Genomic DNA, 19,163 nt, shown 5'->3' with positions numbered 1-19,163 from the left:
AGACAACTAATGCTAGATCAGCATTCACAATTTTAATATTCCGATTTCATAATACCATCCAATTAACGGAAATTAAATCGAAATCTGCTAACAAGCCTATCGAGGGAAGGAATCAATAATGATCGGTATGGCTAGTCACCTTTTTTTGATCCAGAAGGTTTCGAACTGCCTGCAAACGAAGAGGATCTATCGGATTCAGCGCATCACCATCTTCTCTAATTGCTGAACCAAAATGCACCCGATGCACACCTGTTTGTTGTATAAAATTGCTTATCCCGTCCGCCGTTAACCCACTCCCTGCCAAAATGGAGATAGATCGCCCCGCACTAAACTGCTCCAGCGCAGCAATACGTTCCGCACCTCTAGGCGCTGTAGTCTGAGCACCCGATGTTAGAATGTCAGTAATTTGAGGATAACGCGTCAATATTTCTAACGCCTCAAATTGATCCCTCACTTCATCAAAGGCACGATGGAACGTCACCTCTAGATCTTTTGCAACATGAAGCAGCCTCTGAAGGGACTCCTCATCAATGGACCCCTCCTGGCCCAGCATGCCCATTACGATAGCTAATCCACCGATAGATGCAATATGCTGAATATCCCGCGCCATGGTTTCTATATCATCCTTATCATAATAGAAAGACCTGGCGTGAGGTCTAACCATTACTCTAACCGGGATCGAAACGCTGTCGCGTACTTTTTCTATTAGCCCCAGACTGGGCGTCAATCCTCCTTCACTGATCCCAGTGATCAATTCAATCCGGTCAGCACCGTATTGCTCGGCCAGCACTGCATCACTTAATGTTGTAGCAATAACCTCTAGTAGCATTGTTGTCTCTCCTTCATTCATCTCAGAACCTTCTCCTTGCTATTCTTTCCTATGGAACGTAGAAAATTACTCTTATCCATATCCACATAAACACGCAAAAAAAAAAGGCCTTGATCCTCTACAGAAACTAGAGAATCAAGACCTTTCGTTCTTAAACTATCCTTACGCCCACCACATACCTTGTGGTTGATCGCGAATAAGAATGGATTGCAAATTGGTTACTGCACGATGGAAGCCTTCGTCTACTGTCATCAGTGGGTCTTCATGCTCGATGCTGACCACATAATCATAGCCATAAGTACGCAGCGCACTCATGATATCTGACCATTCAGATATACTGTGTCCACAGCCAACGGAACGGAAGGTCCATGCGCGGGTCTGTACATCGCCGTAAGGCTGCATATCCGTCAGACCATACATATTAATATTGTCCTGATCCAGGTACGTATCCTTGGCATGGAAATGATGGATCGCGCCAGCTTTACCAAGAATCTTGATCGCGCCTACAGGATCGATGCCTTGCCACCACAGATGGCTCGGGTCTAGATTCGCGCCGATCGCATCACAGGTTGCTTCTCTAAGCTTCAGAATCGTGTAAGGAGTATGGCAGAGGAATCCACCATGAAGCTCAATACCGATCTTAACACCATGCTCCTCTGCCAGCTTACCGATTTCCTTCCAGTAAGGGATCAGTTTATGCTCCCACTGCCAGGTTTTGATGTCGCTGTACACGGTAGGCCAAGGGGTAACTGGCCAGTTCGGCGCTTTTGCCTCGTCGCTGTCTCCGGCGGTTCCCGAGAAAGTGTTCACTACCTTAACGCCCATTAGTGAAGCTAGCTTGATCGACTTACGCAAAATTTCGTCGCCTTCACGAGCCTCTTCTTTATCCGGCGAAATCGGGTTATTATGGCAACTGAAAGCACTGATCATAATGCCACGTTTCGTGAACTTCTCCAGATATTCCTTACGTGCTGATTCGCTGGCAAGCAGCTCATCTGTTGGACAGTGAGCATTTCCGGGATTGCCTCCTGAACCGATCTCTACCGCATTCAAACCAGCAGCAGCGATTTTATCAAGCATCTCATCGAGAGTTAAACTTCCAAATACAGGATCAAATACGCCTAATTTCATTTATAATACCACCTTTTCTTTGATTGGCTCCAAAGCTTCAGAATGTCCGTAAACTGGATAATCACGCTTCGTTGGTGCACACCAGTTCACGCCATTGATGATGACTCTTTGGATTTCTTTGTTGTAATAGGTTGGATAAGATTCATGACCGGGTTGGAAATAAAAGATCTTCCCGTTCCCACGGCGATAGGTCGATCCGCTTGGGAACACATTGCCGCCTTCAAACCAGCCGACAAAAATAAGACTCTCTGGTGCTGGAACATCAAAATGTGCTCCGTACATTTCCTCTTGCTCCAAATCGATATATTCGCCAATACCCTCAGCAATCGGGTGACTTGGGTCCATGACCCAAAGACGCTCTTTCTCCCCTGCTTCACGCCACTTTAGATCGCAGCTGGTGCCCATCAACTTCATGAATATTTTGGACATATGACCCGAATGAAGCACCACTAGCCCCATACCTTGCAGCACTCTTTGGTGAACACGGTTTACAATCTCATCACTAACTTCTTGATGGGCGACATGCCCCCACCAAATCAGTACATCCGTGTTATCCAGCACTTCTTGTGTCAGTCCGTGCTCCGGTTCATCCAGCGTAGCTGTCTGAGCGTCCAATCCGGCTTCCTGAAGGAAGCTTGCCAATTGTCCGTGAATCCCTTGCGGATAGACCTTGAGAATTCTCTCTTCCTGCCGTTCATGGCGGAATTCATTCCATACCGTTACTCTGGTCACTTTGGACACACTCCTAGTTCATAGTTATCTATGTCGTTAATCTTTATTGATTATTCAAATTAGTCAAAAAATACAGGCATGCCAGTCTCAGAGGATTTATAAATAGCCTCTAAGATGCGGGTAACAACGAGCGCCTGCTCTGGCTTCACTACAGGCTCGGTGTCATTGACGATGCTGTCGATCCACTGAGTAGCCTCCGTCACCGCAGGATCATCTCCTGCGCCATCATAAAAGTCAACGCCACCAGCTTCTAGGCTAATATGCTTCTCGAATGTCTTGCCGTATTCTTCTCCGTTAATACGCAGACCGTTCTCCATATCCGCTCCACCTTCAGTACCGCAAAGCACCGTCTTGGCTTCACCAACATCGAGGGTATTCAGCGCCCAGCTGGCTTCGAGAACAATGCTAGCGCCATTCTCCATCGTAATGAATCCAATCGCGGAATCCTCAACTGTAAATTTCTCAGGATCCCACGGACCCCAAGCATTCGCAGCGTTTTTACGACCGGACAGCTTATGATAAGCGTTACCCACAACATATTTAGGTTTGTAGTTATCCATCATCCAAAGTGTCAAATCGAGGGCATGCGTACCGATATCAATCAATGGACCTCCGCCTTGTGCTTCCTCATCTAAAAACACGCCCCATGTTGGAACAGCGCGACGACGGATCGCCTTAGCTTTAGCATAATAAATCTCTCCAAGACCATTATTCTCGCATACCGTATGCAGATAAGCTGAATCTGGTCTGAACCGGTTCTGATAACCGATAGTTAGCTTTTTCCCAGTTCGCTCTGAGGCATCGATCATGGCTTGCGCTTCTGCTGTAGTCTTAGCCATCGGCTTCTCGCACATTACATGCTTACCTGCCTCCATAGCCGCAATGGAAATCTCAGCATGAGAAATATTCGGTGTACATACATGAATCACATCTATACTTGCATCTTTAAGCAGTTCTTTATAATCTGTGTAAACCGCAGAATTCTCATCCCCAAACTCCGCTTTTGCCTTCTCCGCACGCTCAGGAACGATATCGCAAAAAGCAACCATTCGCGCACCTTCTACTTTTTTTAACGCTGGCATATGTTTGCCGTTCGCAATGCCTCCGCAGCCGATAATTCCTACTGTTAATGTCATTTATATTCTAACCTCCACTTGTTCCTGTTTTGATATCTCTATCATACAAAGCCCGGGACCTGCTTTCTTCCTGCATTCTTGCTCTTTTATTCCCGAATATTGTCTTATGGTATTTAAGTGGGGATATCCCCGTTGCTTCCTTAAAAAAATGATGGAAGGTCTTTACGCTTCCAAACCCGGCGGCTTCCGCCACTGCAGACATCGGTAAATCATCATTGATCAATATCCATTTGGCTTTGTTAAGCCGATATTCATTTAAGAAGGCTATAAAGGTCATGCCGGTATTCTTCTTAAATAGCTTGGTAAAATAATAAGAACTAAAGCCCATATAATTAGCAACCTCGTTAAGTGTAATGGCCTCCTGATAGTGCTGCTCCACATAAATAAAAATCCGCTCTAATCGCTCCAGCGTCTCTCTGGACTGATTCAGTGTATCTTCCGAGAACTTAGGCTGTTTATTGATTGTACTCTTCGGAACCTCCCGCAAAATAACGGTCAGTAGTTCAAACAATCTAGCTTTGATTAAGTAGGCGTACCCCTCTCTCCGCTGTACGTCTTCCTCGTATATACTCTCAATGAGCTCTTTGATCTTCTCGGCGGTTCCCTCAGGCCATTTTGAACTAGAATGCTCCATAAGCGTAAAAACCTCACGAAGCGAATAGTCATTTCCGCTCAAAGCTGCGACTTCCTGAAACAAGTTAAGATCAAATTGGATCACAACCCGTTCGCTCTCAGGTGAGGCAAGAAAATAATGCACATCCCCACCATTGATGAACTGAACCTCACCCTGCTCCATGTGAATAGGGGTATCGTTAATTCCCAGATTTAGACTTCCTTTAGTTACATAGATAATTTCAATTTCTTTATGCCAATGCGGATAGCACAGTGTATCCCCTCCACAAAGTAAACTTCTAAAGGGAAAGTGCTTATCCACATCCGGAATTTCGAGATAAATATTCATGTGTGCAGCTCCTTATCCGATCGAACATTTAAACACAAGTTGAACATGCAAATTCGATTTTTACGTAAGCGTTTACTCTCTAAATGGTAGCCCTCTAATATTCTTTTGTCAATTCTAGATGTACACGGTCCTTAATATCATGCTTTTACTGCATTTCAGCACTCTATCTTCGTTTTAAAAGAAATTATTGGTAATTAAATCGGTTTCATTCTATTAAAAATTAATTCTCTTTCATAGTTCTTAGGGTCCACAAATTTTTTAAGTGGAGTTGACAAGTATACCTGCCAGGATTTATATTCAGGGTAAGCGTTTACGTAATTCACTTTACCTTCTTTCATTTTTCAAAGCGTAAACGTTTAATCTAAGGCTAACCGTAATTTAAGGAGCACGTATGAAATGAACCCAACAATTAAAGATGTTGCACAAAAAGCGAACGTTTCCATTGCGACAGTCTCTCGCGTGCTAAACAACTTAAGTGGGTACTCCGACAAGACGAAACAAAAGGTAAATGAGGCTATTAAAGAACTTGGCTATCAACCTAACGCAATTGCTCGTGGCCTTATCAATAAGCGTACGCAGACCATAGGTGTAATGTTTCCGAGTGTATCTGGAGCTTTCTCCTCCGATCTGCTTAAAGGCATTGAGGAATTGGCCAATGACCGCAATTACAGTGTAATGGTCTGTAATACCGACCAGGATGGTAAACGAACGTTAAAGTACTTACAACTCCTAAGGGAGAAGCAAGTCGATGGCATTATTTACGCTAGTGAGGTCTTGAAGAAAGAGTATTATGATGTGCTAGAAACGATGAAGATCCCAGTAGTGTTGGTTTCTTCCCAAACGGAGTTTGCCAGTGTGCCATACGTGAAAGTAGACGATTTTCAAGCTGCTTATGATGCTACTCTCTACTTAATATCCAAAGGTCATAGCAAAATCGCCATGATCAGCGGAAATCCAAGCGATGCTATCGCTGGTGCACCCAGAGCCGAGGGATATCGTAAAGCGCTTGAAGCGAATGGAATCCCTTTCGACAATCGGTATCTCACCTTTGGAGACTTTCTGTATGAAAGCGGGAGCATTGCAATGGAAACGCTCTTGGAGCAAGCCCCTGATGTCACCGCTGTCTTTGCCGCTAGTGATGAAATGGCGATAGGTGCCCTCTCCACTGTCATCAAATATGGTTTAAGTGTTCCCGAGGATATATCCATTATGGGTTATGACGATCTTGGAATGGCGAAAATGATCATTCCTCCGTTAACTACAGTTCGTCAACCGCTGTACGATATTGGTAAGATCGCCGTAGAGAAACTTATTCATATGATTGAAACAGGTGAGACTGTAGAAAGCAAAATTGTCGATCACTCCATCGTGGAAAGACAAACGGTAAGGTCACTTACCTGAGTCTTTTTACCCCTTTTACGTAAACGTTTACTCTTTATCGGTTCATGCATATCAGCAGCCTTAAAGTAGCAGAATATCAATTAGTTTTCATTTACGTACATGTTTAATCTCTTACATGTTCATAATACCAACAAATTATTAGGAGGATTTATCATGAAAAAAACAATCAAACCCGTAGTGGTTAGCTTAGTGGCCATGTCCGTGCTTAGTGCATGTGGTACGAATAATAGCAACAATGCGACTGGCAACAACACAAATAGTGGTGGAAATGCCTCCTCCGGTGAAAAGGTGAAAATCGAGTTTTTCCAAAATAAAACCGAAGCCAAAGCCACTTTCGACAAACTGGTTGCGAAATTCAATGAAGCCAATCCAAACATTGTCGTTACACAGGTTAACCCGCCAGATGCTGAAACGGTATTGAAAACTCGTGCAGCTAAGAAAGATATCCCTGACGTGGTAGGGATCGGAGCAACTGACACCTACAAGACGTTATCTGGCAGCGGTCTTTTTGAAGATTTCACAGGTGATCCACTCGCTGAGAATATCCAGCCAGCATATCTCCAAATGCTAAAAGACCTGACGGGTTCGGAGGAACTAAATGGTCTTCCATTCTCTTCAAACGCAAGTGGTGTCATTTACAATAAAGCGATGTTCGCTGAAGCCGGTGTGACTGTTCCAACTACTTGGGATGAGTTCATGGCTGTCGCTCAAAAATTCAAAGATAACGGTCAGAATGCTTTCTACCTGACACTGAAGGATTCATGGACAACACTTACACCGTTCAACTCCCTTGCGACGATCATTAAAGGAAATGATTTCTTCAAGGAGCGTACGGCTGGTACTGTAACCTTCGCAGACAGCTATACCGAGGTTGCTGAAAAGCTGCTGAAGCTGACCGAATTCGGACAAAAAGATATTTTTGGTAAAGGTTACAATGACGGAAACACAGCATTCGCTAAAGGTGAATCCGCAATGTACCTGCAAGGGGTATGGGCGATCCCGGAAATCGTGAAAGCCAATCCATCCATTGAACTTGGCGTATTCCCATTCCCAGCAACAAATGATGCTGCCGCTAACAAGGTCATTTCTGGCGTAGATACGTTGCTGACGATTTCCAAGAACACTAAACATAAAGAAGAAGCAAAGAAATTCGTAGACTTCCTGCTTCAACCTGAGAATGTTAGCCTATACATCAATGAGCAAAAAGCATTCCCAGCTGTACAAGGTGTAACACAAGATGATCCAACGATGGACGGCTTCAAAGAAGCGTTTACCGCAGGTAACTTGGCTGACTTTGCTGACCACTACATCCCAAGTGCAATGAAAGTGGATACCATCAACCAATCCTTCTTACAAAAGAAAGATATTAAAGCTTACCTAGATCAGCTTGATAAGGAATGGGATAAAGTAGCTAACCGGAAATAACTAGATCAGACAAACATGAACCGCGAAAGAGAACGGGGCTTCCCCACTTCTCTTTCGCTTTTACAATGAGGAGGATTACATGATGGCCAAACGCCGAGTCGCCTTTTATCTGATGACTATACCGGCATTACTTCTTTTCTTTGCCTTCCATACCTTTCCTGCAATTCAGGGTATATATTATTCGTTCACAAACTGGGACGGCTTTAGTGACAGCTTTGATTACGTAGGATTTAAGAACTTCATTAACATTTTTCAAGACGAAAATGTGTTGAATTCATATGTGTTCACTTTTAAATATGCCATTCTAACCACAATTCTTATCAACATCATCAGCTTGTTGATTGCGCTTGGACTTAACGCCAAAATTAAAGCCAAAAACTTTTTCCGTGGCGTATATTTCTTGCCGAATATCCTCAGCGTATTGATTGTCGGCTTTATTTTTAACTACTTATTCGCTAATGTTTTCCCTATTTGGGGTGCGAAACTCGGCAGCGAATTCTTATCACAGAACATTCTCGGTAACTCGGATTGGGCTTGGATCGGTATCGTCATTGTAGCCGTTTGGCAAGGGATTGCTTATAACACAATTCTCTATTTGGCGGGTCTTCAAACCATTCCTCACGATCTTTACGAAGCTTCCAATCTGGATGGTGCTAGCCGCTGGAGAGAATTCTGGAGCATTACGTTCCCAATGCTTGCTTCCTTCTTCACCATCAATATGGTGCTCGCGATGAAGGGCGGTCTGATGGTATTTGACCAAATCGTCGCTTTGACAGGCGGGGGTCCAGGTCGTTCAACACAATCTATTGCCCACTTAATCTACACAGGCGGCTTCCAAGGCGGAGAATTTGCCTATCAATCGGCGAACGCCGTAATTTATTTTATCGTGATTGTCGTTATCTCCGCCCTTCAGCTTAAATTTCTGCAGAAACGGGAGATGGACTTATGATCAAAAAATCAACCAATTGGCCAGTAACGATTCTTATCGCCCTAGGCTCACTACTGATCCTGTTTCCGCTTTACATGACCATTGCCATCGCACTCAAGAATCCCGAGGAAATGGCTCAATCTATATTCTCGCTGCCAACCGGCCTGCATTTTGAGAACTTCTCCAATGCCATTAAGGCAACGAATTTCTTCAATGCATTAGGAAATAGTACCGTAATTACCATTACAACAGTTGTGTTCATATTGCTTACCAACTCCATGGTAGCCTATGCTATTGCACGTAATATGAAACGAAGATTTTTTAAAGTACTTTACTTCTATTTTATTAGCGCTATGTTTATCCCTTTCCAGATTATTATGCTGCCTGTGGTCAAAGTGACTACGGACCTGCACATGAACAACATTGTAGGGATTATTATTCTATACGTTGTTTATGGTCTGGCCTTTAACGTATTTGTATACACCGGTTATATCCGTTCCATTCCGTACGAACTGGAAGAAGCAGCAACAGTAGACGGTGCATCGACATTCGGAACATTCTGGAAGATTATTTTCCCACTCCTTGCTCCTGTCAGTGCAACGATCGGTATCCTATCTTGTCTGTCCACTTGGAATGACTTTATGTTACCGCTGGTTCTACTCGGCGATCAGGATTCCTACACACTTCCGCTTGTACAATATGTGTTCCAGGGGCAGTTCAGCACAGATTTCAACTTAGCGTTTGCTTCATATCTGCTCGCATTAACCCCGATGCTCATCGTCTACTTGTTCGCGCAAAAATGGATTATCAGCGGACTAACATCAGGGTCTATTAAATAAAACAGCTAGATCTATACAGAGACAGGAGATTATAACCTTGGAAAAGAAATGGTGGAAAGAAAGCGTAGTGTATCAAATCTACCCCCGCAGCTTCAAAGACAGCAACGGGGATGGCATTGGTGATCTGCAAGGGATTATTTCGAAACTCGATTATTTAAATCATCTTGGCGTCGACGTGGTCTGGCTATGCCCAGTGTACCAGTCGCCAAATGATGATAACGGTTATGATATCAGTAATTATCAAAGTATTATGGATGATTTCGGAACACTCTCCGATTGGGAGGAACTGTTAGCTGGACTTCACAGCCGCGGTATGAAGCTGATTATGGATCTCGTAGTTAACCATTCCTCAGATGAGCACGCCTGGTTCGTGGAATCCCGCAAATCGCAGGATAACCCTTATCGCGATTATTATATCTGGCGTCCTGGAAAAGATGGACAACCGCCTAACGACTGGGGCTCCTTCTTCAGTGGGTCGGCTTGGGAATACGATGAGAAGTCAGAAGAATATTACCTCCATCTCTTCTCACGAAAACAACCGGACCTAAATTGGGAAAATCCAAAGCTGCGCAAGGAAATCTACGATATGATGACCTGGTGGCTGGATAAAGGAATTGACGGCTTCCGCATGGACGTAATCAACCTGATCTCCAAAGTACCGGAATTACCTAGCGTTTCTGGGGAAAGTAACGGAGAACAGCCTACGTACCACTTCGGTGGAGACTATTTCGTTAACGGTCCACGCGTACATGAGTATATGCAGGAAATGAACCGTGAGGTGCTATCCAAGTACGATATCATGACCGTGGGTGAAGCCGTTAATGTCACTCCAGAAGAAGCTTCACTGTATGTTTCCGAGGATCGTAACGAGCTGAACATGGTATTCCATTTCGAGCTCATGGACGTCGATTCCGGTCCTGGAGGTAAATGGAATGTACAGCCTTGGAAGCTGGCGGACATTAAGTCCATTATTTCCAAGTGGCAAGTCGCACTCGACGGTAAGGGTTGGAACAGCTTGTATATGAACAACCATGATCAGCCACGTATGCTATCCCGCTTTGGTGATGATAAGCTGTTCCCGAAAGAGTCTGGCAAAATGCTAGCAACACTGCTTCACACGCTCCAAGGTACACCTTACATCTATCAAGGTGAAGAAATCGGCATGACAAATGTTCAATTTGCTTCCATCGATGACTACAAGGATATTGAAATTGTAAATATGTATAAGGAATACTTGGCTGCCGGACACTCGGAAGAAAAAATCATGAATTCCATTTACATCAAAGGTCGGGACAATGGCCGTACGCCGATGCAATGGAACTCGGAACCGCAGGCAGGCTTCACTACCGGCAATCCGTGGTTGGCTGTGAACCCTAACTACAAAGATATCAACGTAGAGAAGGCACTGGCTGATCCCGATTCTATTTTCCACTACTATAAGAAGCTAATTGAACTGCGTAAGCAGCATGAGATTATCGTATACGGAAACTATACAATCTTGGCCGAGGAGAATGAGCAGGTATACGCTTATCTACGTACTCTTGGAGAAGAACAGCTACTGGTTGTATTGAATTTCTTCGGAGAGCCTACGACTTTCGAACTTCCTTCTACTGTGAAATTCCAAGCGAAGGAATTGCTTATTGCCAACTACGAAATAAATCCAGAAGAAGAACTAAACACAATTCAGCTTCGTCCTTATGAAGCTCGTGTATATAAGCTTAAATAATTTAAATAAGGAAGAAGTCCTCGCGACTTCTTCCTTTTTTTGATACTACTCTGTCTGAAGTTGATTCACTGACATTAATTCCAAATCATCAGCATCAATTTGGCCGTCCCCGTTCAAATCTAATATATATGGAAATTGTTCTGGATCGTCTCCTAATGAACGGTCTAGTTGTCCCCTAAGCAAAGACAAACCTGATCCATGAACGAGATGACCATCAATTAAAGCTGCTTTCCCCGCTTTATCAATAAACAGGGAGTGCCCGTCATACAACACCAGTTGCATCCCTTCATCTTCAATCATCAATACACGAAGTACGTCCGTTCGTCCTGTATACTTCGCAACTGATTTGACTGTAAAGCCGGACGCCTCTGCATTAGGCTCGATTTTACTAACGAAGTAGACCCAGTCTCCTTCTTTATAGGATACAGGAAGTGTACTGTCCGTTACTTGAACAGTAATCTTATCGCTGTTGGCGAACTGAACGATATTTCCGTTGTTCGCGGAAGAACGAACATTCGTTGGATCCCATAACGCTTTTGAATACAAATCGTCCATAATTTTTCCGGGTGTAGTAACAAATCCTGTGCTTAGCGCCCCCTCATCTGCAGTGGATAACCATGTCGGCTTGGCTGCTCCTCCAGCGGGTGCATTCTCCGCCTTCAACATCGGGAATCCGGTAATTCTGGCCGTCCCCGCCACAAAAGCAGGTGCTGATACAGAACCGCTATCCTGAGCTAAATCGAGCAGTGGCGTACCGTCCGTGCCGTAAAGACCATTAATACGAATCCGATCAAGCTCATTCTCCCCCGGAATATACACCCGATTTGGTACAGACATATATGGCAAGCCGATCAGTTCACCAAGTGATAAATAGCTTTGAGCAGATCCGAACCGGACCGCTAAAAGATTATATAACGATTTGCCGTCGGTGATGTAATATTGCTTCGTCAAATTAACTCCATTCGCTGTCGTACCTTCATCTTGGTGTACATAATAAGAAGGAAGCTCGTGACTCACTGTAAGCTGTTTGATATCATCGTATTTCCAGTTTCCGTCAGCCCCTTTTGCATACCAACCGTTCACCCGATCGATTTTTGGGAAGCCTGGTTTATCGGGATCATCCTTTCCGGTATCGTGCAGGCTCTCCATGAAATCGGTGCCGGATACAGAAATATTAAGCGGCTGCTTGGAATCGGCTTTAAAATAAATCGATACCTCTCCTTTGCGCATGCTGCTATCTTCCAGCTTCTGCTGCTGAGTACGATCCCACGGATATCGCTTGATTGTTTCGTACATTTGCAGCGGACCATGTACCGCTAGATGTCCCAAATTGGCTGTATCCCCGTATGACATTACAGGAGAGCCGAACGATTTGATCAAAAAACGACCGAGATCCGCTTGCAGTGCATGACCCCAGTACGAAAGCCCTGAAAAGTTCCCCATATTATAAGCTGAGCTGCCGCCCTCGTTATGCCGTGATCCCGCAAAAATCCACCCATCCGCAGACATGCGAATGTTGAAATAGTTCGCCATTTCCAAGCCATCCTGATATAGCAGTTCCTTCACATCACCATAACCAGCATCCTGATCGGGAAGAGCCTGCATAATACCGGCTAAGTCGCTTAACGAAACGCCCGCATAACTCACGTCAAATCCATTAACTTCGTAAAAAATATCATAACCATCGATATTTTGCCGCGCGGCCTTGCGCATGCCACCAGACACTATCGGGAGATTTGTGCCGTCGATGCCTGCCGCATAATAATCGCGAATTTCTCTTTTCAACGCATCATCTTGAACCAGGTTCGCCATCTGAATCCCACCTAACAAAGCGACAAGTGATTGGTTCATAGACTGCTGTGTATTGAATTGGCTTACCCGAGTGAGCCAATTCCACATTGACAAAGCTTTCTCCTTGGCGTCCTCCATTTGCTGTGGCGTAAACAAGTCGTCTCCATACTCGATAGCCGTAGCCAAGTTATGCAGACCAAAGGCTGTCGTTGGATAATCTGCACCTGTAGTAGCACCACTTACGCTGTATGGAACATAAGCTGCCCCACTGTTAGCCTGACCGGGCATTAACTTACTTGCATTAGCAATATTATCGATTGCAGTGACTCTACTATTTAAATAAAAATCAAGTCCGTCTCTAGCACGTTTGGCAAGCATCTCGTCTGTTTTGCCGCCGCGGACCCAGTTGAAAGCGAGCAGCCCTATCGTGCCGAAGCCCGCCTCCGTACTGCTGGCCTGTTGATCTACACCAATGTATGAGACATTATCAAAAACTACCGTGCCTTGGGCATGATTGCTCCGCAGTTCGATCCGCACATAATAAACGGGATATGGAGTATCAAAGACGCCATTGATCTCCATCCACTCTCCCCCTGTCGAATCTCCATAAAAGCTCTGGCTGCCGATTTGCTCCTTCCTTTGATTAAGATAGATAAGACGAGCTTCTACGCCATGTTCTTCGGTAGAGGTAAAACCCGGTTCTGTTTTGTACTTCACGTTGAAAATGCGATAATCCCCACCAAACTGCCGCGTCCCGTTACCAGATGCGGACAGCGTATTGCTCAGTAGAGCGACAGCCGAGGTGGATGAGGACACAATCCAGCCACCCTTTCCACTATAACCTCCAGCGACCGACGGTGTTATGGAATCCACCGATCCGCTTTCTGTCACCGGCATCCATGAAGCAGACGATTCAAATCCGGCGTTCGGAACTGCTGCTGTTCCTTTCGTTGCATATGGAATCTGATCGCTTCCAACCGATGTGTTCACACGCATCAGACGGACACCATCCCACATTACGGTTCCTTTACTCTCATCCAAGCCTACTTGCACAATAATGCCAGCAGGCTGCTGTGGAGGAACCGTCACAAGCCCGCGAATCTCTTGCCAGTCTACCGCATTGGATGCAGCATTGGATGCAGCATTGAACACATAAGGGTCTCCAATCGGGGTACCACCCTGATCCACAAATGTCACTTTGCCATAAATTCCCCGACCTTGTGGTGTTGTCATAACCTGATCCGCTTTATAAAAAGCGCTGAAAATCATCAGGCTGCCAGGCTTTAGCGTTACATCAGCGGGATTTGTGTAGTCCACCAAAACATGTAGCGGATTACTTATATGCTGTACGAGCGCAGCACTGCCAAATGAATGCGCTGTCATTTCAAAGTAACTCTTACCCTCCAGAGCCGCAGAAACATCCTGTTGCCAAGCGACACTTACCTGTTCTGGTGCTCCTTCGGCTTCGTCAATAATACTCCAGCCTTCCGCTATGCCAGATGCGCCAGACTCAAAACCGTAATTATCTGTAACGTTTCCTGCGGTTAAGGTATCTCCTGTGACATATACTTTTTGCGGATAATTGTCAAAACGTCCATCAGGCTGCTGATTGGCAATTAGGTTCTGTTCAAAAAAGTCCAGCATTACTTCACTTCTGGCCAAATCAGGATAGACATTGTCTACCCTATCGTAATAGATCGGTGTGTCCTGTGTCATGGTCGTTAGCCCGACAGCTTCCACTGCCGGACTAACGGCAGTGATTGTAAGCAGTATGGTGAGTACCAGCGAGTACCACCGTTTGCTTGGGTTTCGTTTCAATCTATCCTTCATAGTTGACCTCCCACACCTTAATATTTACTTACATGTTTTTGTTGGAGCGAGCGTGAAGCTGCTCCTCCTTTTACACCGACCATATCGGCGCTCCCGCTTCGAGCTTAATTTCTATCCTTCCAGCAGCCTGCTCCATCGTTTGACGGAATGGCAATACCCCAGTTGGCACCTGTAATTCCAACTTTTTGCACGGATCCTCATAAGCAAGCTGTAACTGCCCCTCTTTGTTTACCGTACTTATACCAGCAAGCTTAGCAAGTATTTCTTCCTCTGAACCATTCGCATTTTCAACCACTAATCCGAACGCAAGATGTGCTTCCTTTAGTTCAGTTAACTTCAACTCCTTAATTGCTCCTTCATATAGGATGATTTCCAGAGAGGTTGTTGTTTCTTCTTCGATCACGCGAAGCTGCGGTATATAAGCTCCAAAACGGTAATCTTCAAACACAAGCCCTATCGTTACATATGGAGAACGGATTAACAGCGGTTTGCCCGCTTCTATCTGCTCCGGCATCACCAGCTGACTTCGTTCTCCACCGAATTCAAATCGAAAGAGTAAGGAAGTAGCTTTAACCACTCCATGAATAGGGTCCAAGACAAAATGTTTGTCACCATGATCCGCACAGAAATGAGCGATGCCAAGCAGCATACCACGATGCTGAACCGTGTGTAGCAATCCAGAACTAAAATCATATTGGTCATGAAGACAGCGGAAACGCAGGCTGGAAGCATGCCCTCTCTCTCCCCAGTACGCGGTCAGTGGTCTGCGCTGATTCCACAGATCACAATGGTTGAAAGAACCAAGCGCTAATTCAGGCGTCAGGTAAGAAGATGCAACTACCGGAATAGCTCCTTTAACTATCACCTTTTCCGAGTATGAAGCAGCGCGTGATTCCTTAAAATAAGACACATACTGTTCCGGCATATTTAACCCGACACGCACCCAAAGCGCGCTGATCTCCAGCTCATCCTCATCCAAGAAATGGAGACGTCCCTGCCCTGCAAGCTGTAAGAATGACAATAATCCCTTTCCTTGCAGCGTTTCGTATGATCGGCTATGGGGTCCTGCCCATTGTCCAGTAGTGCTATGATAATGTTCAGCGATGGAAGCCCACGCCATGTCATGCAGCTCACGGATCATCTCTAAACTGGCTGTGTCCCGTATATGTCTGAGCATAAGTGACAAATCTTCAATCGCTACAATGGTATAAGTCGGACTATTGTACTCCGTAAATGCACCATGCAGTGTGCAATATTCATGCAGAAGCTTCAATTTACTCCGTCCGTAAGTGAACAAGTCCTTGTTGTCGAGCAATTCCCCTGCAAGCAGTGCTACGTAAGTCCCCATGATACAAATATTCGTATACGAAGGTAATACATTGCGCTCTTTAATTAATTCAGCAGCTGCCTCCAGTGAATTCTTAATTCGACCCTGTAGCTCAGCCGGCAACTTATCGCCATGATCCACATAGGCCTGAATGAGCGCTTTCCCACAGAAGTCAGCCCAATTGCGATCAGGAGAGGCCATATCGGCGACTGATTCTTCCATATAATAAGGCCAAATTCCGTAATAAGGGTGTTCTCTATCTAGTTCCTGGAAGTCGAGCAGACAGCCGATCATTTGCGCCGCAAGTTCGGCATCGCCCTCATCTTGGCGGTCTAGTAAAGATAAGGAAAAATAAAACGATTCACGAATCAAATGAACCTCTGCGTCGCGCACATTAGTATGATAATTGTAGGCTGGGCCTCTCCTAGTCTTAAGTGCAAGCCACTGCTTGTCGAAATCCTTCCACTGCTTCTCTATAACATCTTTATAGACTTGTTGGATTGATGAATTCATCATATGTCTTGCCCTTCCTTTACAGAGGATAATTTGAAAATATCCCCCGGAAACCGGGGGAGAAGCTTTATTTTTTAGCGTTTTTCAGTGCTTCATTAAATTCTTGCGTCACTTTTGTACCATCTTTGTCCATGAACGATTTAAGCGCGTTGTCCCATTCCTCAGAGCTCAATTGACTCATGACGTATTTCACTTTGGCTTTTACAAGATCCATGTACATATCCGGAGTGTTTTGTTCTGTAGGGGAATGAAGTCCGGCGATGGGGCTTACTTTCAGATGCTTTAGCAAAATATCGTTAGCAGCGATTTCCAGTGCCAATGTTTCAGGATCATCCGAATCTTTTGTATAGTTCGTGTTCTCCGGATTCGGAAGTGCTTGAGTTGGCAAAATGTATCCGCCTCCAAGTTTTTTCAGCTTATCCTTATCGGTCACTTCAACACTGCCGTCACTGTTCGTTTTGAAGGTAACGCCATCAAGCCCATAGTTTTGCAATTTGTTGTATTTCTGTACACCGTCTACAACATAACCATTTTCCATGGACGGACCGTAGTCAAGCCATTGCAGAATCGTCTTCACTTTATTCTTATCTTTCGCGGCCTCAGCACTGATAAAGATGACACCTACATTACCCGGACCAGATACGACTCCGCTTTCGCCATTAGGTCCAACCGGAGGTTCAAATGCAGTTAGCTTAGCCCCAGGTGTAGTCACTGGAACGGTCGAAGTAAAATTACGGATCATCGAAACAAAGTCGAAGGCAATTCCGCCTTTTCCGTTTTTGAAAAATTTATCCTGTGCCTCATTCGCTTGGTTCAAGACGAAATCAGGATCAACCAAGCCTTCGCTGACAGCTTTTTTCAGCCAATCCAGATAAACTTTATATTCAGGCATCGCTTCGTTCATAACAAGCTGACCATCCTTCAGCACCCAGCCCGAGCCATCAAGACCGAAACTGTATAACAGGTCGCCTGTTCCCCAAAATTCCCGTCCATTGAAATCGCCTGCTCGACCAGTAATTTCACCAAGCTGCAGCCCATACGTATCCTTCTTCCCGTTGCCGTCCGGGTCATTATTTGTCATCGCCTGCATGGTAGCGTACAGCTCATCCAATGTCTTCGGAACAGGCAAGTTCAATTTATCCAGCCAATCTTGGCGGATCAGCGGCGCGTTTGGAGCAGCAAGCAATGAGCGTGCAATAGGAATACCATAAACCTTCCCATCATAGCTGACATTATCATAATGAAGCTGGGTATATTTCAAATTCGGATACTCCGAAATGTACTCGTCGAGCGGAGCGACGGCTCCTTGCTTGATGAGCTTGATCGCGGTTGCATCGAAATTAAAGGTAAATACATCAGGCATCGAGCCAGAAGCGACCATCGCATTGAATTTTTCCTTAAAATTAGAGTTTGGAATCGGTGTGAATTTTAGATCCATATTGAACTTTTCATTCAACCATTTGATCCCTTCATTGTTATTAACATCTGGAACCGTGTTCACGTTCATCGAGAATTCAATCGGTACTGGCTTGGATGGAGCATTGGCAGTTCCCTCAGAACTACCTCCCTTCGAATTGCCACAGCCAGACAAGATGAGCGTTCCCCCAATCAGGGCAGTGAAGCAGGTATAAGCATTTTTTCTAGACAGCATTTTCATTTGATATTCCTCCTTGGAATAAATCGCTTACTTTAATTATCGAGGGGAAATCTACCCTTTGATTGAACCGATCATGACACCCTTCACGAAATACTTTTGTAAAAAAGGATAAACAATAACAATCGGTGCTGTAGCCACAATGATCATCGCCATCTTGATAGGTTCAGCCAGCTGCATCATTTGATCCTGATCAATCATAGAAGCGTTAAGCTCCGATGAACTCAATACCAGAAGCACTTGGCGCAAGAACACTTGCATAGGCCATTTGAGTGGGTTGTTGATATACAATATCGCTTGAAAAAATTCATTCCAATGTCCGACGGCGTAAAACAGGATCATGGTCGCAATGATTGGCATAGACACCGGAATCACAATGCGGAAAAAGGTACCGAATTCCGTACATCCGTCAATCGTCGCTGACTCTTCGAGCCCATCTGGAATCGTCTGCATGAACGATTTTACGATAATGATGTTAAATGCACTTGCCGCTCCGGGAATGATAAGCGACCAAAGACTGTCCAGCATCCCCAGATCTTTAACTAGAATAAATGTTGGAATCATCCCGCCACTAAATAGTGTAGTAAAGAATACCATCATAAGCATCGGATTACGGAACGGCAAATGCGATTTCGATAGTGCATACGCGAGGGTAAATGTAACGATTAGATTTAGTGCTGTTCCTACTACGGTGATAAAGATGGTAACGCCCAAAGCCCGAATTAAATCCCCTTGTTTGAAAATATAGCTGTATGCCTCCAGTGACCAGCCACGCGGCCAGAGAACAAGACCCCCTCTGCTCAGCCCAACCCCGGTAGAGAGCGACGAAGCAAGCACATTGACAAAGGGTAGCAGCATGGCAGCCGACACAAGGGCAAGTAGTACATAGTTCAAGCGGTCAAACAATCTTTCGCCAAGGGTTCTTTTGAATCTCATAATT

14 protein-coding genes are annotated in these 19,163 nt (G+C 44.9%); 5 read left to right on the top strand and 9 right to left on the bottom strand.

Translation table 11 applies throughout. From position 1 onward, the window contains the following. Positions 1 to 112: 112 nt before the first annotated feature. The 5 genes from R50345_RS05285 to R50345_RS05265 form a co-directional block, all read right to left on the bottom strand. Positions 113 to 850 carry a copper homeostasis protein CutC gene (locus R50345_RS05285; protein ID WP_231574053.1) on the bottom strand — a complete coding sequence of 246 codons (738 nt, stop codon included), beginning with the start codon at positions 848 to 850 and terminating at the stop codon, positions 113 to 115. Between the two features lie 141 nt (positions 851 to 991). Next, positions 992 to 1,960, bottom strand: coding sequence for a sugar phosphate isomerase/epimerase family protein (locus R50345_RS05280; protein WP_042124692.1), 969 nt, complete (start codon positions 1,958 to 1,960; stop codon positions 992 to 994). Continuing rightward, positions 1,961 to 2,692, bottom strand: a complete 732-nt coding sequence (locus R50345_RS05275; RefSeq protein WP_042124690.1) for a ThuA domain-containing protein — start codon at positions 2,690 to 2,692, stop codon at positions 1,961 to 1,963. A 59-nt stretch (positions 2,693 to 2,751) separates the two neighbouring features. Beyond that, the gene (locus tag R50345_RS05270; RefSeq protein WP_042124688.1) at positions 2,752 to 3,828 is read right to left on the bottom strand and encodes a Gfo/Idh/MocA family protein; all 1,077 of its coding nucleotides are present in this window, start codon (positions 3,826 to 3,828) and stop codon (positions 2,752 to 2,754) included. Positions 3,829 to 3,835: 7 nt separating this feature from the next. Then, on the bottom strand, positions 3,836 to 4,789 hold the full coding sequence (locus R50345_RS05265) for an AraC family transcriptional regulator (RefSeq protein ID WP_042124686.1): 954 nt from the start codon (positions 4,787 to 4,789) through the stop codon (positions 3,836 to 3,838). A gap of 396 nt (positions 4,790 to 5,185) precedes the next feature. On the opposite strand from R50345_RS05265, the gene R50345_RS05260 reads away from it, so the two are divergent. The 5 genes from R50345_RS05260 to R50345_RS05240 all read left to right on the top strand — a co-directional run bounded on the left by R50345_RS05260 (position 5,186) and on the right by R50345_RS05240 (position 11,108). Beyond that, on the top strand, positions 5,186 to 6,190 hold the full coding sequence (locus tag R50345_RS05260; RefSeq protein ID WP_042124684.1) for a LacI family DNA-binding transcriptional regulator: 1,005 nt from the start codon (positions 5,186 to 5,188) through the stop codon (positions 6,188 to 6,190). A gap of 153 nt (positions 6,191 to 6,343) precedes the next feature. Beyond that, complete coding sequence (locus R50345_RS05255; RefSeq protein ID WP_042124682.1) at positions 6,344 to 7,615, top strand: ABC transporter substrate-binding protein; 1,272 nt, start codon at positions 6,344 to 6,346, stop codon at positions 7,613 to 7,615. A gap of 82 nt (positions 7,616 to 7,697) precedes the next feature. Next, on the top strand, positions 7,698 to 8,564 hold the full coding sequence (locus tag R50345_RS05250; RefSeq protein ID WP_036680400.1) for a carbohydrate ABC transporter permease: 867 nt from the start codon (positions 7,698 to 7,700) through the stop codon (positions 8,562 to 8,564). Further along, positions 8,561 to 9,382, top strand: coding sequence for a carbohydrate ABC transporter permease (locus tag R50345_RS05245; RefSeq protein ID WP_170880249.1), 822 nt, complete (start codon positions 8,561 to 8,563; stop codon positions 9,380 to 9,382). The genes R50345_RS05250 and R50345_RS05245 overlap by 4 nt, the downstream gene beginning before the upstream one ends. Before the next feature lie 37 nt (positions 9,383 to 9,419). Further along, the gene (locus tag R50345_RS05240) at positions 9,420 to 11,108 is read left to right on the top strand and encodes a glycoside hydrolase family 13 protein (protein ID WP_042124680.1); all 1,689 of its coding nucleotides are present in this window, start codon (positions 9,420 to 9,422) and stop codon (positions 11,106 to 11,108) included. A 45-nt stretch (positions 11,109 to 11,153) separates the two neighbouring features. Here R50345_RS05240 and R50345_RS05235 read toward each other — a convergent pair whose 3' ends face one another. From R50345_RS05235 to R50345_RS05220, 4 genes are all read right to left on the bottom strand, one after another. Beyond that, on the bottom strand, positions 11,154 to 14,729 hold the full coding sequence (locus tag R50345_RS05235) for a hypothetical protein (RefSeq protein WP_042124678.1): 3,576 nt from the start codon (positions 14,727 to 14,729) through the stop codon (positions 11,154 to 11,156). A gap of 70 nt (positions 14,730 to 14,799) precedes the next feature. After that, the gene (locus R50345_RS05230) at positions 14,800 to 16,572 is read right to left on the bottom strand and encodes a DUF8769 domain-containing protein (protein WP_036680394.1); all 1,773 of its coding nucleotides are present in this window, start codon (positions 16,570 to 16,572) and stop codon (positions 14,800 to 14,802) included. 64 nt (positions 16,573 to 16,636) lie between these two features. Further along, positions 16,637 to 18,226, bottom strand: coding sequence for an extracellular solute-binding protein (locus R50345_RS05225; RefSeq protein ID WP_042124676.1), 1,590 nt, complete (start codon positions 18,224 to 18,226; stop codon positions 16,637 to 16,639). Between the two features lie 51 nt (positions 18,227 to 18,277). Further along, positions 18,278 to 19,159: a carbohydrate ABC transporter permease gene (locus tag R50345_RS05220; RefSeq protein WP_036680390.1), complete on the bottom strand. Its 882-nt coding sequence runs from the start codon at positions 19,157 to 19,159 to the stop codon at positions 18,278 to 18,280. Positions 19,160 to 19,163 lie beyond the last annotated feature (4 nt).

The organism is Paenibacillus sp. FSL R5-0345, from assembly GCF_000758585.1.
Lineage (GTDB): Bacteria > Bacillota > Bacilli > Paenibacillales > Paenibacillaceae > Paenibacillus_AQ.
Note: the sequence above shows the minus strand (reverse complement) of the source record. Positions and strands in the feature narration are given on the sequence as shown.